The 13,647-nt window shown below is 71.0% G+C and carries 15 protein-coding genes; 3 read left to right on the top strand and 12 right to left on the bottom strand.

The features are described 5' to 3' along the window. Positions 1-23: 23 nt before the first annotated feature. Both ACIBAE_RS09835 and map read right to left on the bottom strand, forming a co-directional pair. Positions 24-689 (bottom strand): heme oxygenase (biliverdin-producing), encoded by a 666-nt coding sequence (locus ACIBAE_RS09835; protein ID WP_399283545.1) that lies wholly within the window; start codon positions 687-689, stop codon positions 24-26. A 173-nt stretch (positions 690-862) separates the two neighbouring features. Then, a complete protein-coding gene (gene map / locus ACIBAE_RS09830; protein ID WP_399283543.1) occupies positions 863-1,720 on the bottom strand; it encodes a type I methionyl aminopeptidase in 858 nt (285 codons plus the stop codon). 58 nt (positions 1,721-1,778) lie between these two features. Here map and ACIBAE_RS09825 point away from each other — a divergent pair, with 58 nt between their 5' ends. Further along, positions 1,779-2,021, top strand: a complete 243-nt coding sequence (locus ACIBAE_RS09825; RefSeq protein ID WP_399283541.1) for a hypothetical protein — start codon at positions 1,779-1,781, stop codon at positions 2,019-2,021. A 137-nt stretch (positions 2,022-2,158) separates the two neighbouring features. Here ACIBAE_RS09825 and ACIBAE_RS09820 read toward each other — a convergent pair whose 3' ends face one another. Beyond that, positions 2,159-3,457: an MFS transporter gene (locus tag ACIBAE_RS09820; RefSeq protein ID WP_399283539.1), complete on the bottom strand. Its 1,299-nt coding sequence runs from the start codon at positions 3,455-3,457 to the stop codon at positions 2,159-2,161. Positions 3,458-3,592: 135 nt separating this feature from the next. Then, complete coding sequence (locus ACIBAE_RS09815) at positions 3,593-4,204, bottom strand: hypothetical protein (RefSeq protein WP_399283536.1); 612 nt, start codon at positions 4,202-4,204, stop codon at positions 3,593-3,595. Positions 4,205-4,498: 294 nt separating this feature from the next. Here ACIBAE_RS09815 and npdG point away from each other — a divergent pair, with 294 nt between their 5' ends. Continuing rightward, positions 4,499-5,209 (top strand): NADPH-dependent F420 reductase, encoded by a 711-nt coding sequence (npdG, locus tag ACIBAE_RS09810; RefSeq protein WP_399283534.1) that lies wholly within the window; start codon positions 4,499-4,501, stop codon positions 5,207-5,209. Positions 5,210-5,305: 96 nt separating this feature from the next. Beyond that, on the top strand, positions 5,306-5,500 hold the full coding sequence (locus tag ACIBAE_RS09805; RefSeq protein WP_399283532.1) for a hypothetical protein: 195 nt from the start codon (positions 5,306-5,308) through the stop codon (positions 5,498-5,500). A gap of 42 nt (positions 5,501-5,542) precedes the next feature. Here the strand turns inward: ACIBAE_RS09805 and ACIBAE_RS09800 are convergent, their stop codons facing one another. From ACIBAE_RS09800 to ACIBAE_RS09765, 8 genes are all read right to left on the bottom strand, one after another. After that, on the bottom strand, positions 5,543-6,349 hold the full coding sequence (locus ACIBAE_RS09800; RefSeq protein ID WP_399283530.1) for a site-2 protease family protein: 807 nt from the start codon (positions 6,347-6,349) through the stop codon (positions 5,543-5,545). Between the two features lie 609 nt (positions 6,350-6,958). Next, positions 6,959-7,552: a histidine phosphatase family protein gene (locus ACIBAE_RS09795; RefSeq protein ID WP_399283528.1), complete on the bottom strand. Its 594-nt coding sequence runs from the start codon at positions 7,550-7,552 to the stop codon at positions 6,959-6,961. After that, on the bottom strand, positions 7,545-8,306 hold the full coding sequence (locus ACIBAE_RS09790) for an SDR family NAD(P)-dependent oxidoreductase (protein ID WP_399283526.1): 762 nt from the start codon (positions 8,304-8,306) through the stop codon (positions 7,545-7,547). The genes ACIBAE_RS09795 and ACIBAE_RS09790 overlap by 8 nt, the downstream gene beginning before the upstream one ends. Beyond that, complete coding sequence (locus tag ACIBAE_RS09785) at positions 8,291-9,430, bottom strand: hypothetical protein (RefSeq protein ID WP_399283524.1); 1,140 nt, start codon at positions 9,428-9,430, stop codon at positions 8,291-8,293. The genes ACIBAE_RS09790 and ACIBAE_RS09785 overlap by 16 nt, the downstream gene beginning before the upstream one ends. Continuing rightward, the gene (locus ACIBAE_RS09780; RefSeq protein ID WP_399283522.1) at positions 9,427-10,584 is read right to left on the bottom strand and encodes a glycosyltransferase family 9 protein; all 1,158 of its coding nucleotides are present in this window, start codon (positions 10,582-10,584) and stop codon (positions 9,427-9,429) included. Before ACIBAE_RS09780 ends, ACIBAE_RS09785 begins: the two co-directional genes overlap by 4 nt. Further along, on the bottom strand, positions 10,581-11,156 hold the full coding sequence (locus tag ACIBAE_RS09775) for a phosphoribosyltransferase domain-containing protein (protein WP_399283520.1): 576 nt from the start codon (positions 11,154-11,156) through the stop codon (positions 10,581-10,583). Before ACIBAE_RS09775 ends, ACIBAE_RS09780 begins: the two co-directional genes overlap by 4 nt. Before the next feature lie 45 nt (positions 11,157-11,201). Further along, entirely contained in the window at positions 11,202-13,001 is a 1,800-nt protein-coding gene (locus ACIBAE_RS09770; protein ID WP_399283518.1) for a DUF4254 domain-containing protein, read from the bottom strand. Continuing rightward, the gene (locus tag ACIBAE_RS09765) at positions 12,998-13,645 is read right to left on the bottom strand and encodes a hypothetical protein (protein ID WP_399283516.1); all 648 of its coding nucleotides are present in this window, start codon (positions 13,643-13,645) and stop codon (positions 12,998-13,000) included. Before ACIBAE_RS09765 ends, ACIBAE_RS09770 begins: the two co-directional genes overlap by 4 nt. Positions 13,646-13,647 lie beyond the last annotated feature (2 nt).

The following is a 13,647-nucleotide window of genomic DNA, read 5'->3' as shown; positions in this document are numbered from 1 at the left end:
GGCGGTGTCCGTCCGGGGAGGTGCTACGCGCTCAGCGGGAACTGCGCGCCGAGCTCGCGGAAGACCGCCCCGTTGAAGTCGAACGCCCGCTTGCACTCGTCGATGATCCGCTGCTTCTCCAGGTCGTCCGCGGCCACCTGGTCCAGCAGCTCGCGGTAACCGCGCTTGAACGCCGCCGGGTTGGAGATCTCCTCGAACACGTAGAAGCGCACGCCGTCGCCCTTGCGGTCGAAGCCCCAGGTCTTCTCCGCCTTGTCGCGGATGATCTGGCCGCCCGAGAGGTCGCCGAGGTAGCGGGTGTAGTGGTGCGCCACGTACCCGCCGGTCCAGGTGCGGGCGCACTCCTCGACCCGGGCGGCGTACGCGGCCGTCGCGGGCAGCGGCTCCAGGCCCGTACGCCAGTCGGCGCCCCGCAGGTGCGCGAGGTCGCGCTCCAGCGCCGGGAGGCGCAGCAGCTCGTCCTGTATGAACGGCCCGGCGACCGGGTCCGTCCGCAGCGCCCCGGCGGCGCCCTCCAGCGCGCGGTACACGAACCAGAGCTGCTCGGTGTAGCGGGTGTACGCGTCGACCCCGAGCCGGGCGCCCATCAGGTCACTCATGAACGTCGAGGTCTCCGCCTCGGTGTGCTGCTGCTGCGAGGCCACCCGGATGAGCGTGGAGAACGGGGTGGCAGTGGTGGTTGCGTCCAAGGCGGGCCTCCGAAGACCGAGAGAACGGGAGCGGGAAAAAGTCGACGGTGGCAGCGCACACTGCCGTCACCTGCGATCTTCCCTGCTTAGGCTTACCTAAGTCAACTGGTTCCCGACGTCCTGTCGGTAAAAACGCTACCCCGTCCGGCCCCGCCCGCAACGTCAGGACTCGGTTACGGCAGCGTGAGGATCTCGGTGCCCGTCCCCGTCACCACCAGGGTGTGTTCGAACTGCGCCGTCCGCTTGCGGTCCTTGGTCACCACGGTCCAGCCGTCGTCCCACATGTCGTGCTCGTACGTACCGAGCGTCAGCATCGGCTCGATCGTGAAGGTCATGCCCGGCTGGATGACGGTGGTGGCGTGCGGGCTGTCGTAGTGCGGCACGATCAGCCCGGAGTGGAAGGACGTGTTGATCCCGTGTCCGGTGAAGTCCCTGACGACGCCGTACCCGAACCGCTTCGCGTACGACTCGATGACCCGCCCGATCACGTTGATCTGGCGGCCGGGCCTGACCGCCTTGATGGCGCGGTTCAGCGCCTCGCGCGTCCGCTCCACGAGGAGGCGTGACTCCTCGGCCACGTCGCCGCAGAGATAGGTGGCGTTGTTGTCGCCGTGCACCCCGTTGATGTACGCGGTGACGTCCAGATTCACGATGTCCCCGTCCCGCAGGACGGTGGAGTCGGGGATGCCGTGACAGATCACTTCATTGACGGACGTGCAGAGCGACTTGGGGAAACCCCGGTAGCCGAGGGTCGACGGATAGGCCCCGTGGTCACACATGAACTCGTGCGCGACCCGGTCCAGCTCATCCGTGGTCACACCGGGGGCGATGTGCTTCGCTGCCTCCTCCATCGCCTGCGCGGCGATACGGCCCGCGATCCGCATCAGCTCGACAGTTTCTGCGGTCTGCACTTCCGGCCCCGTGTACGGGGTAGGAGCGGGCTTCCCGACATATTCGGGGCGCCGGATGTTTCCGGGAACGGAACGGACGGGGGAGAGGTCCCCTGGTACGAGCGGTGACTGGCCAGACATGCCAGCGAGTCTAACGAGCGCCCGTGGGGCAGCATGGCGACAGAGGAAGGAGCCGAAGATGGCCCTGTTCAAGAAGCGCACGGTCGGTAAGCCCGGCGAGTGGTACTACTGCCTGGAGCACAAGAAGGTCGAGGAAGGCCCGGAGTGCCCGAACAAGGACCGCTTCGGTCCGTACGGGAGCCGCGAAGAGGCGCAGCACGCGATGGAGACGGCGCGCGAACGCAACTTGGAGTGGGAGAACGACCCGCGCTGGCACGACCCGTCGAAGTCCGGGGACGGGAGCGGGGACGGCCCCGCCTGAGGGGTTTCTGACCCCGGCGGGCCCGGGTTCTGACCCCGGCGGGCCCGGGTCCTGACCCCGGACGGCCCGGGTCCTGACCCCGGCGGGCCCGCTGCCCACCGACCGCTGACCGCCGCCCCGGGGTCACGGGGTCACCCTTACGCGGACACCGCCGCTGTCGCCGCCGTCGCCGCCTCCTTCTGGGCGCGGCGGCGCAGCGCGTCCTCGTCCGTGGCCGCGTCGTATGTCACCAGCTTCGGCAGGGCCGCCGCCAGCAGGCCCACCGAGGCCAGGCAGGCCAGGCCGCCGCCCCAGATCGCGGGGCGGGTGCCCGTCCAGCCCGCCATCGAGCCCGCGCGGACCTGCCCGAGCTGGGGGCCGACGCTGTACGAGAGCACCTCGATGCCCGCGAGCCGGCCGCGCAGCTCCTCCGGGATGGTCTGGTTCCAGATGGTCGAGCGGCCCAGGCCGCTGAGCATGTCGCCCGCGCCCGCGATCGCCAGACAGAGCAGCACCACCCAGATGTGGGAGAACCACCCCGCCGCCGTGACCGCCAGCCCCCACGCCGCCGCGCCGAACACCACGAACAGCCCGTGCCGCCGCACCCGGGAGGTCCAGCCGCTGGTCAGGCTGAGTACCACCGAGCCGATCGACCCCGCCGCGTACATCAGGCCGAGCGCCCACTCCGCGTGCAGCTCGTCGGCGAGGAACGGGAAGATCGTGTTCGGGTACGCGAAGAACATCGCCGCCAGGTCGATCGCGTACGTCCCCAGCAGCACCGGCCTGCTCCACGCGTAGCGCGCGCCCTCCGCGATGCCCCGCAGTGACGGTTTCACCGCGTCGTGCGCGGCCGGCGCCGGCGAGAGGCGCAGACAGAGCAGGACGGAGACCGCGAAGCCCATGATCGTCACCCCGTAGGCCGTCGCGTGACCGGCGTACGTGACGATCAGACCGGCCAGCGCGGGCCCGGCGATCGCGCCGAGCTGCCAGCGCACGGCGTTGAGTGCCGCGGCAGCTGTGAGCTGGTCGTGCGGGACGATCCGCGCCAGGAGCGAGTCCAGCGCCGGGCGCTGGAGGCCCGCCAGTGCGGAGACCCCGGCCGCCACCACGTAGAGCGGCCAGAGCAGCGGCTCCGGCAGCAGCGCGTTGACCAGCAGGAGCGCGGCCAGCAGGCCCAGTCCCGCCTCGGTGAGCAGGATGACCTTGCGCCGGTCGACGGCGTCGGCGAGCGCCCCGCCGTACAGCCCGAAGACGACGAGCGGCAGCAGCTCGACCGCGCCCATGGCGCCGACGGCGAAGGGGGAGCCGGTCAGGTCCTTGATCTGGAGCGGCAGCGCGATCATCGCCATGAAGCTGCCGAAGTTCGTCACCAGCCCCTGCACCCAGAGCAGCCGGAAATCCCGGGACGAACGGAGGGGGGAGAGGTCCGGCAGTATCGCGGCGAGCTGTCCAGTCACGAGGAGCCATGGTGCGGGCCGGTGGCCCGTACGGGCAAACCGATTACCCGATGGCCGTCACCGGCGGCCGGGCGGTGGCGCGGTCACCGGCGGCCGGGCGGTGGCGCGGTCACCGGCGGCCGGGCGGCGGCGCCGTCACCAGCGCCCGGGCGGCGGCGCGGTCAGCTGGTCGGCCAGCCGGGACAGCCGGTCCCGGAAGCGCCGCCGCCCCCGCTGGGCCGGCAGGCTGTTCTCCCCGGCCGCCGCGCTCACCAGATGCTGCACGGTGTCCAGATCCACGCCCCCCGCCGTCTCGGACGCGCCCACCGTCAGCGCGTCGTGCGCCAGCCCGCGTACGTCCGCGTCCCCGCCGTCCAGCGCCAGCACCGTCGCTCCGGCCCGCCGCGCGTCACGCACCCGTTCCAGCAGCCCGCCGTCCGGCCGCTCGGGCGCCACCAGGAGCAGTGTCTCCCCCCTGCCGGCCGCCGCCAGCCGCCCGAGGCCGACGGCCAGATGTGCCGGATCCCCGGCACGCACCTGGTGCCGTACGAGCGTGGGATTGAGCTCCGGCTGGCCGGACCAGGCGGCCTCGTCCACAAGATGCGCGGCCAGATGCCACGGCTCGTACTCCTCGGTCCCCACCAGCAGCAGCCCGCCGCCCTGCGGCAGGACGGAGGACCGCAACACCCCGGCGAACCGCCGGGCCGAGGCCGGCCACCCGGTCCCGGCGAGGACTTCACGCAGCAGCGCGACGCGTACGGCATCCATGCGCCCGCATCCTGCCGCACTCCGCCCCCCGGCGCGGCCGGACCGGGACAGCTCACCCGAACGGCGCCACGGGAGCGGGCGGCCCTTCCGGTGGGAGCCCCGGTCAGGCCGTGTTGGGGAAGCCCCGCCTGCCCCGCGACGCCCGGCACGCACACTCGCCGCGTTGTCGGAATCACCCGGGTACGTCCAGTACGAGGGTGATTCTCCGCCTTGCGATCGCACGCACCGGACGTCGTGCGGCCCGCCCTGCGGGCGGACGGCGCTACTTCCCCAACACGGCCTAGAGTCGGGAGCATGACTTCAACAGACAGCGGCAGCGCCGCCAAGCCCCCGGTCAAGGACCCCTGGGACCTCCCGGACGTCTCCGGTCTGACGGTCGGCGTGCTCGGCGGTACCGGGGATCAGGGGCGGGGACTCGCCTACCGGCTGGCCGTGGCCGGCCAGAAGGTGATCATCGGATCGCGGGCGGCCGAGCGGGCCGAAGCGGCGGCGGCCGAGCTGGGGAACGGCGTCGAGGGCGCCGACAACGCGGAGTGCGCGCGACGCAGCGACGCGGTCATCGTCGCCGTGCCGTGGGACGGGCACGCCAAGACGCTGGAATCCCTCAGGGAGGAGCTGGCGGGCAAGCTCGTCATCGACTGCGTCAACCCGCTCGGCTTCGACAAGAAGGGCGCGTACGCCCTCACCCCCGAGGAGGGCAGCGCCGCCGAGCAGGCCGCCGCCCTGCTGCCCGACTCGCGGGTGACCGCCGCGTTCCACCACCTGTCGGCCGTACTCCTCCAGGACCCGTCCGTCGAGCGGATCGACACCGATGTGATGGTGCTGGGCGAGGTGCGCGCGGACACGGACATCGTGCAGGCGCTGGCCGCCCGGATCCCCGGCATGCGCGGGGTCTTCGCGGGCCGGCTGCGTAACGCCCACCAGGTGGAGTCGCTGGTGGCCAACCTGATCTCCGTCAACCGCCGCTACAAGGCGCACGCCGGACTGCGCGTGACGGACGTCTGACCCGCCGCCCCCGCCGAGCCGGCGGCCCCCGGGCATGGGGGACACTGGACCGCGTACGACCGCAGTCCAGAAAGCCCCCGACAGGAGCCGACCCCCATGCCCCGCCTCGCTCTGTACGCCGTCATCGTCTGCGTTCTCGCCGTCGCCGCGGCCGTGGTCTCCTTCGTCCAGGGCAACTGGCTCGGCGTCGTCTGGGTGCTGCTCGCCGGGCTCTCGTCCAACATGGCGTGGTACTACCTGCGCAAGGCGAGGATCGAGCGCGCGGCCGCCACCCCGACCGCCACGGGCTGATCCGGCGGCTCATCGGCCCGGTCGGCGGCTACCGGTCGGCGGCTATCGGCCGACCAGGTCCGTGCAGAAGCCGTTCCCGCCGTTCCAGAAGCTGAACAGCTCCCGCCCGCAGCACGTGTCCAGGTCCGACACCCCGAGTCCGCGCAGGACCGTGTCGATGGCGTCGAAGAATCCCGCGTTCACCGACGGGATGAGGATGACGACGAAGACGGCGAGCATGCCGAACGGCGCGTACGGCTCCACCTGCCGGCGGATCCTGTACGACAGCCAGGGCTCGATCACCCCGTAGCCGTCCAGGCCTGGCACCGGCAGGAAGTTCAGGATCGCGGCGGTGAGCTGGAGCATCGCGAGGAAACCGAGCGCGAAGCGGAAGGCGGTCGGGGTCCCGTCCAGGGTGCCCAGCCAGAACGGCGCCGAGCAGGCCAGGGCGAAGGCCACGTTCGTCAGCGGACCCGCCGCCGACACCAGGCTGTGCTTCCAGCGGCCCCGGATGCGGTTCCGCTCGATGAAGACCGCGCCACCCGGCAGACCGATCCCGCCCATGATCACAAAGATCACCGGAAGGACGATGCTCAGCAGAGTATGGGTGTATTTGAGCGGATTGAGGGTCAAATACCCTTTCGCTCCGATGGAGATGTCGCCACTGTGCAGCGCGGTGCGCGCGTGCGCGTACTCGTGCAGGCAGAGCGAGACGATCCAGGCGGCGGTGACGAACAGGAAGACGGCGAACCCGGGGCTCGCCGCGATGTCCGCCCACACGGCCCAGCCCGAGACCGCCGTGACGGCCAGGATCCCCACGAAGACCGGGGAGATCCGCCGTTCACTGGGGCGGGTGGTGGCGGTGGTCATGGTGACGTCTCCCGGAGATTGATGGCTGTGCGGATCGACCGTACTGGCGACGCCGGACAAACGCCCCGCCCGCCCCCCGGGTTCCTGCCCGGCGAACCGGGGTGCTGCCCCGGACGGAGTTGACCGGGGCCCGCCGAGACCGGAACTGAGACTGAGACTCCCCGGGCGCTATCGATGCGATGTCGGAGGTGCGGCTGGGATGATGCGTTGGCCGAGAGACTCACTGGCGCCCTCGGTGCGGGCAAGTCACGGTCTTGCCCGTGAGGTGTGAGGTCCAGGGGCTCTACTGCTCGGAGTTCACTTGACCGGGTAATTACGTTTGTCGTGCCCGTGGAAGTGACACACGCTGCACTTCCCAGCGTTGGGAGAGACGTCGCACGGCCGCTTGTCGAGCCTTCCGTTGGTTTGGCGTTTTGTCAGACTGCTGAGGCTCCTTGCCTTCCTCTCCCGGGCGGCTGATCGCTGATGCTCGAACAGCATTGTGGAGCAGGTGGGTTGGACGCCGCGCGTGTTCAACCCGCCCCGGATGGGTGTGACATGCAGGAGAGCCGTCGGAGGTGTACGACGGCCTGCGTCCAGCAGGTCGACGACGGTCGGGTCGTGGGCCGTTCATCGTGGAGAACTTTGAAGGGGCGGCGCCGTGGGCTGGAGGACGGTGAACAGACGGCGCTCGGCAAACTGCCACGGCATCCTCGCGGCGGTGGTGAAGGCGGCGGGGCCTTCCGTGAGGTGGGTGAGGACGCCCAGCAGGAGGGTGTGGGAGACGGCCAGAAGCGGGCCGTAGCGGTGGGCGGTGAGGTGCAGGAAAGCGGCGCAGCGGCGGGCGCGGATGTGGAGGTCGGTGAGGCTCTCGCCGTCTTCGCAGTGCAGGGAGGGGTTGGCGAGCCGACGGGCGCGCCAGGCCCGGTAGGCCTGCGGATAGGTCTCTGCGGTGCGTCCGAGGACGATGCTCGGGGCGCGCCATTCGGCGAGGAGACCTGAGGTGGCGACGATCGGCAGGCCCGTGAGGTGCGCGACGAGTGTGGCGGTCTGGCGGGCACGGGGGATCGGGCTGGTGACGATGGCAGTGATGCCTTCGGGGAGGGGCAGGGAGCGGCGTGCCTGGTCGCGGCCTTCCACGGTGAGGGGGGCCTCGTGCGGGGCGTGGTAGCCGGCGCGGTGGCCTTCGTAGGCGGCGTGGCGCATGAGCCAGATGTCAGCCAAGGATCCAGCCACCGTCCACGCGCAGGGTCTGGCCGGTGATGAAGCTGGCATCGTCGGTGGCGAGGAAGGCGACGGCTGCGGCGACGTCGTCCGGGCGCCCCCGGCGCTGGACGCATTGGCGGGCGAGCTGCCGGGCGGTCATCGCGTCCGGGTCTTCGACGACGTTTTCCTCGGCGGGGACGCGAATGGAGCCGGGGGCGACGCAGTTCGCGGTGACACCGACGGGTCCGAGTTCGCGGGCGATGGCGCGGGTGAGTCCTTCGAGGCCGGCCTTCGCGCTGATGTACCCGGCGAGGTCGTGACGCCCCGCGGTGGCGAGGACGGAACCGATCGTGATGACCCGGCCCCGGCCGGCGGTGGTCATAGCGGGGGTCAGCTCGTGGGCGAGGAGGTAGTGGCTGGTCAGGTTGGTGGCCAGAGTGTCGTCCCAGTGGGCAGGCGTCGTCTCCGTCCATGGTCGGCGGGGATAGGCGCCGGCGGTGCTGACGAGGATGTCGATAGGGCCGAGCTGGTCATGGGCCTGGTGGCAGAGAGCGCGTACGGCCTCGGAGTTCCGGAGGTCAGCCTCCAGGGGGATGGCGGTGCCGCCGCTCTTGGCGATGTGGTCGGCGAACTCGGCCGCATCCTGGCCGTCATCGAGGTGGGCGAGGGCGATGGCGGCGCCGTCGGCGGCGAGGCGGAGGGCGATGGCGGATCCGATGCCGCCGGTGGCTCCGGTGACCAGGGCGGTTCGGCCGTTCAGGGGGCCGGGCATGGCGACTCCAGCGGGCAGAAGTAGGTGGCGGGGTCGAAGGCGGGGCTCATGGCCTCGGCGAGCCGGGCGAGAATGACGAGCCGGTCCTCGGGGGTCAGGTCTGCCAGGTTGTAGACCCCGAGGATGCGCATGGCCAGGTACGGGCGGAGCAGGTTCGCCAGGTCCTCGCCGGGCCAGAGGCGGTCCGCGACCGGCCGTACGAGCTGGGTCCAGTACGCGGTCACGGCGGCTCGTCGGGGGGCCGAGAGGCGCGGGGCGCAGTCGATGTGGATGGTGCTCGTGGTGCGGTCGAAGTGCCCTCGCCGGAGTTCGGGTGCGTTGGCCTGGATGAGGGCGAAGGTCGCAGGGTGGTCGGCGAAGGCGGCCGGGTTGTACGTAGGAACGAGCCAGCCGCCGAGGGCGGAGGCATACCAGAGGAAGTTGGCGAACTCACCAGGGACGCTGTTCATGCCGGCGGTGTCGTAGTCGAACCAGGCGAGCGGGTGGGCGAGGTTGACGTCGGTGGGGTCCCCTTGGGTGAGGGCCGCCCAGATCGGTTCTGTGGTGGCGAAGTGGGCGCGCAGCCAGCGGAGGGTGGCGGCCCAGTCCAGGTGGTGCCGACGGCCGTTGATACTCAGGGTGTACGTGCCGAGGCAGGAGGCCGGGATGTCGACGAGGCCGTCGGCGACCAGGAAGTCTTTCCCGGCGTAATACGTGTCGAGTCGGCCGCCGGGCACCGCGCGGTCCCAGTACAGCTTGCGGACGACATCGGGCGGATGGGTCGGCCGTGCCGTCGCGAGGATGATGTCGCGGTATGTGGCGGTGAGCCGGTTCATGTAGTCGTCGAGGCCGCTGCTCGGCTCGTCCGCGTTGTTGAGGAGGTCGAGCAGGAGCCCTTGGCCGGTCCCGCCGGGGAGGCGTTCGTACACGAGGAGGTGCCCGCCGGGTACGCGCAGGTGGGCGTGGAGGGTGGGGACCCGGTAGTGCCGAGCCAGGCGGGCGCGTCCGCGAATCTCCTTGCGAGCCTCGGCCGGGTCGCGGGTGTACTTCAGGAGCAGCGGGCGGCCGAGGAGGTCGACGGGGCAGAGCAGGTTGCGGGTGAAACGTCTTACCGGACCGATCCGCAGTCGAGACTGGACGGTCATCGCCCCACCCCGTTCAGCAGGTCGAGACAGAGCCGGGCCAGCGAAGCAGGCGGGAAGGTGTCCATGTGGACGTCTGAATCCGGGGCGATGGCATCGCGGACAGGGCAGAGGTCGCCCTGGTGCATGCGGTTGGACAGATCGGTGGCGACAGCGTGGTGGTGGGGCAGGCCGGTGCGCCACTTGCTGTGGCTGTGACGCGCGTACAGGCCGACGACCGGCGGGCCGCTGCCGTCGCTGCCGCGCGTCATCGCGGCGAGGTGGGTGAGGCCGGTGTCGTTGCCGACGATCAGATGGCAGTGCGGGAACAGATCCGTGAGGTGGTCGGCCGACACTCCGTCAAGGCGCAGGACCTGAACGTGGCGCCTCGGTAGCTCCGTGGAGATCTTGACGCCGCCGTCCGGGGCGCCGCCGATGAGTAAGAGCCGGGCCTGTGACTGCTGTGCTTCGGCGATGTGCTCGGCGAGGGCGATATAACGCTCGGCGGTGTAGTCCTTGCGCTCCGGCCAACTGCTGGCGGTGATGAGGGCGATGGTCAGGCCGTTCAGCCAGCCCAACGAGCGCAGTTCTTCCACGAGGTCGTTCGGTCCGGTTGCGACGAGGGGAGCGAACGGTGCGGTGCCGGGCAGACGGATACCCAGGCGGCGTTCCAGTGCCAGGTAGTGGCGGGCGGGCAGGCTCGGGTGGGCGCGGCCGTCGCTCGACCAGCAGGGCGGGGCGGCAGGATCGAGCACCAGGCTCACCGTCGTGTCCGAAGCGCGTGCTTCGACCCCGGCGCGGTCGCCGATCACGGCACGCCGGCCCCTGGGCGCGGTGACCGGTAGTTGGGTGATCAGGCCGGTGCGTGCGATCAGCCCCGCGTACGGGCCCACCGCCCGAACGACCGCGCGAACCAAGCGCACGCGCAGCCAGTCGACGAGCGCTCGGACTGCCGAAAGGGCGAGGAGGGTGTCGCCGAGCTTCCCCTCAAAGGCCACCTCGATCTCGCCACACCCGCTCAGGCGGTCGACGAGCTCGGCGGAGGCGGGAAAAGGAAGCGGGGCGCCCACAGGGAGGCCGTCCCGGTCGTACCCGAGCGGAGTGGCGTGGACGGCCCCGGCGGGGATGACCTGCGAACCGGGATGGAACCGGATCCCCGCCGAGGCGACCGCAGTCACGCCGTGCCCTCGATCGTGGTGAGGGAGACCAGCGGCATACCGAGACCGGTGAGCAGATCTCGGGCCCCGCGCGTGGTGTCCTCCACCAGACAGACCGCAGCCAGCGGGACCGCGCCGGCCTCGCGGAGACGGCGGGCGAGGTCGGCCAGCGTCCGGCCGGTCGTGATCTCGTCGTCCACCAGGACCATCCGCTGTCCGGGAGTGATGCCGTACGCGAAGACGTCGGTGCGCATCGCGTGGGGCTCGCTGAAGCGGACCGCGCCATCGAGAGGGAGGTGCAGCTTCCAGGCGATCTTGTACGGCAGGTGAGCGGCGCCGGCGAGGGAGACGGTCGGCAGGATGCCGCCGGCGTCCAGGCCGAGGAGGAAGTCCACGGCATCGAGCCCGTCCGGCACCTGCTCCTGAAGGTGCCGCCACAGGCAGGCCCCAGTGGTGGCCAGGGCGTCGGGGTGGACCGGGTCCTCAAGGCCGTCCAGGGAGTGGATGACGCGCTCGCGGCGGCTGGTCGCACCGACGCTCAGGCGTTCGATGATCCGGGCCGAGAAGGGCTGCACGGCGACCGTTTCGGGCACGACGAAGCTCCTGTCGGATGGCGAAGAGGAAATCGAGGAGGCTGTTCAGGCGGCGAGTTGGGCGACGTACCAGGCGAGGAACTGGTCGACGGCCGCCGTGACGGGCTTGAGGACGGGCTCGGTGTCGCCGTCGCACCAGGCGCTGGAGATCTCGGCCAGGGAGGGCACAGAAGCAGCGGTCAGACCCGGCATCCGGGAGGCCGCGGAGAGGATCCGGTCGGGACCGGACTCCCACTGGTCGTGCTCGCGGAGAAGAAGACGGCAAGCCAGTACGAGGTGCTTGTAGAGCTGCCGCAGGGTGTCCGGACCCGCCTCGGCGCGTAGGCGGCGCATGGTGAGGATGACCTGCGGGAGTTCATGGACAGCGGCCAGAGCCAGCTCGTCGCGTGTGATGGTCGGCAGTTCCGTGTCGGGGGCGGCGTGCAGGGCGGGTTGGCCCTGCTGGAGCTGGTACAGGGCGAAAGCCAGGCGGGGGGTGAGGTGTCGGGCGGACAGTTCGCCCGGGGTGACGAGGGTGGGGCCGAGGGACGCCGTACCGTTCAGGGCGCTCCGGTACCGGTTCACGGCCTCGTGGATCCGGTCGGTGACCTCGTGTTCGGCGATCACGAGCAGGTCCAGGTCGGACCAGCCGGCGATCCAGGTGCCTTCGCCAGGACTGCCGGTCAGGGCGGCAAGCCGTACGCCAGGGCCGTACGCCCGTACCGCGTCGGTGAAGTCGGCCGTCGCCGAGGCGACAGCGGCCGGCAGACCCAGCCCGTACGCGTTGCCCACGCGCAGGGGCGTGGAGGCAGGCGGGGCGGCGATGCGCCGGAGCCGGGCGTGCGGGGCGGCGATGCTGCCGGAGTTGTCGATCACGTGGTCGGCGAGCGCGGCGACCCGGTGGGCGCCACGACTCATCTTGATCTCGTCCTTCGCGGCGATGGTCGGAGCCGGTGCCCCGGACCGTTCGACACGTACGGCGAAGGAGGCATCCAGGTAGACGATCTGGAGCCTGTCGCTCATGAGTTGCTTGAGCTCGGCGATCGAGGCGTCGTCGTGCACGGACTCGATGGTGAACAACCGCGTGTCGATGTGTGCCTCCGCGAAGCCGTTCAGCTCACCGAGCAGCAGTTCGGCCTGCCGCCGGGCCGACAGGGCGTACGGGTCAGCGAGCCCCTCCCGGTGGGCCGCCTGACGCAGCAGGAAGCCGATCTTGAGGCGCTGGGCACCGCATGTACGCCGGACGAACTCGGCGCTGGTGCTCTTGCCGCACTCACTCAGCCCGCCGAACGCGAGGACCCGGCGCAGGTGCCGGCTCGGCTTGATCTCCGTGGGAGCGGCGTCGTCCCGGCCGTACAGCTTGAACCGGGCTGGTGCGGGAAGCCGTCGGCGCCCGGCAACGACGTCGAAGACCAGCGAGTCGAGGGCGGCGCACAGCCCCTCTCTCTGACCGTGGAGGGCCGGCAGGCGACGGTGGGCGAGCTCATCCTTGGCCGCCGTTCGCTCGCTGTGCCAGATCCGCAGCGTCAGCACCGAGAGGCGGTCCACGACGGAGGCGAGCGTCTCGGTGTGCTGCGGCGCGCCGGCACAGCCCGCGTCCGCCAGTGAGCCGAGAACCTCGTCGGCCCGCTCGGCGAGCGCGTTACGTTCGGCGTTGAGCTGGTCGATCTCGCGCTTGCAGTCGGCGACCTGGGCGGCGGACAGTAACGCGCCGCGCACCCGGTCCTCGGTGTCCCACAAGCGCCCGTTGACGGTGTGAAGCCGGGTGAGGGTGTCGTCCAGGCGGCGCCGGTCCTTGTCACGGAGGGCGGCCAGCGTTCGGGCCAGGCCCGGAGGCAGGACCAGGGGCGGGGCGTTCTGGGTCACCGGGGACTCCCGTCGGTGCGTTGGGTGAGGTCGAGGTGATCGCGTACGTCGTCGTGCACGCCGTCCAGGGAGCGGCCTTCACAGTCCACGGCGGCGGTGTACGCGCCGTGGTCGGCCTGATGGAGCAGGACCGCGTGCAGCGTCCTCTGGTACGACGGGTAGATCCCGGTCCAGGGGCGGCCCTCGCGACCACTGGTGATGGCGTAGCTGCGCTCGACGTCGAGGGATGGCATCAGGAGGATGGAGGTCTCTGATGCTCCGGCACGCGACCCAGCAATGCACGTCACGGTCCTGAGTGCCTCGGCCACCGTCAGTCCGTCCTTGACCACGGAGGTCGCGGCGGACACGGCGAGGAGCATGGAAAGGCCCCGGTCAAGCAGGCCCGTACGCCCGGCCTCGCGGGCAGCGGCCCGCTTGGCGTGGCCGGCCAGGAGCATCTCGGTCAGCTCGACGGTCGTCGACGTCTCGAACCACCATCGGGCGTAGTCGCCGCCCGCCACCCGCGCCCACGGCTCGGGGTCGTGCTCGTGGACGGCGCCCAGCGGCTGGAAGCCGTCCCACCGCTCGGCCAGCCGCACGAGGTGGGTTGTCTTGCCTACGTTGTCGGGGCCATTGAGGCTGACGAAGGCCGGGGCTCGCGTCATCG

Origin of the sequence: Streptomyces sp. NPDC051569 (genome assembly GCF_044454085.1) — a bacterium.
Taxonomy (GTDB): domain Bacteria; phylum Actinomycetota; class Actinomycetes; order Streptomycetales; family Streptomycetaceae; genus Streptomyces.
The sequence above is the reverse complement of the archived record's forward strand: the minus strand, read 5'-3'. Positions and strand labels throughout refer to the sequence as shown.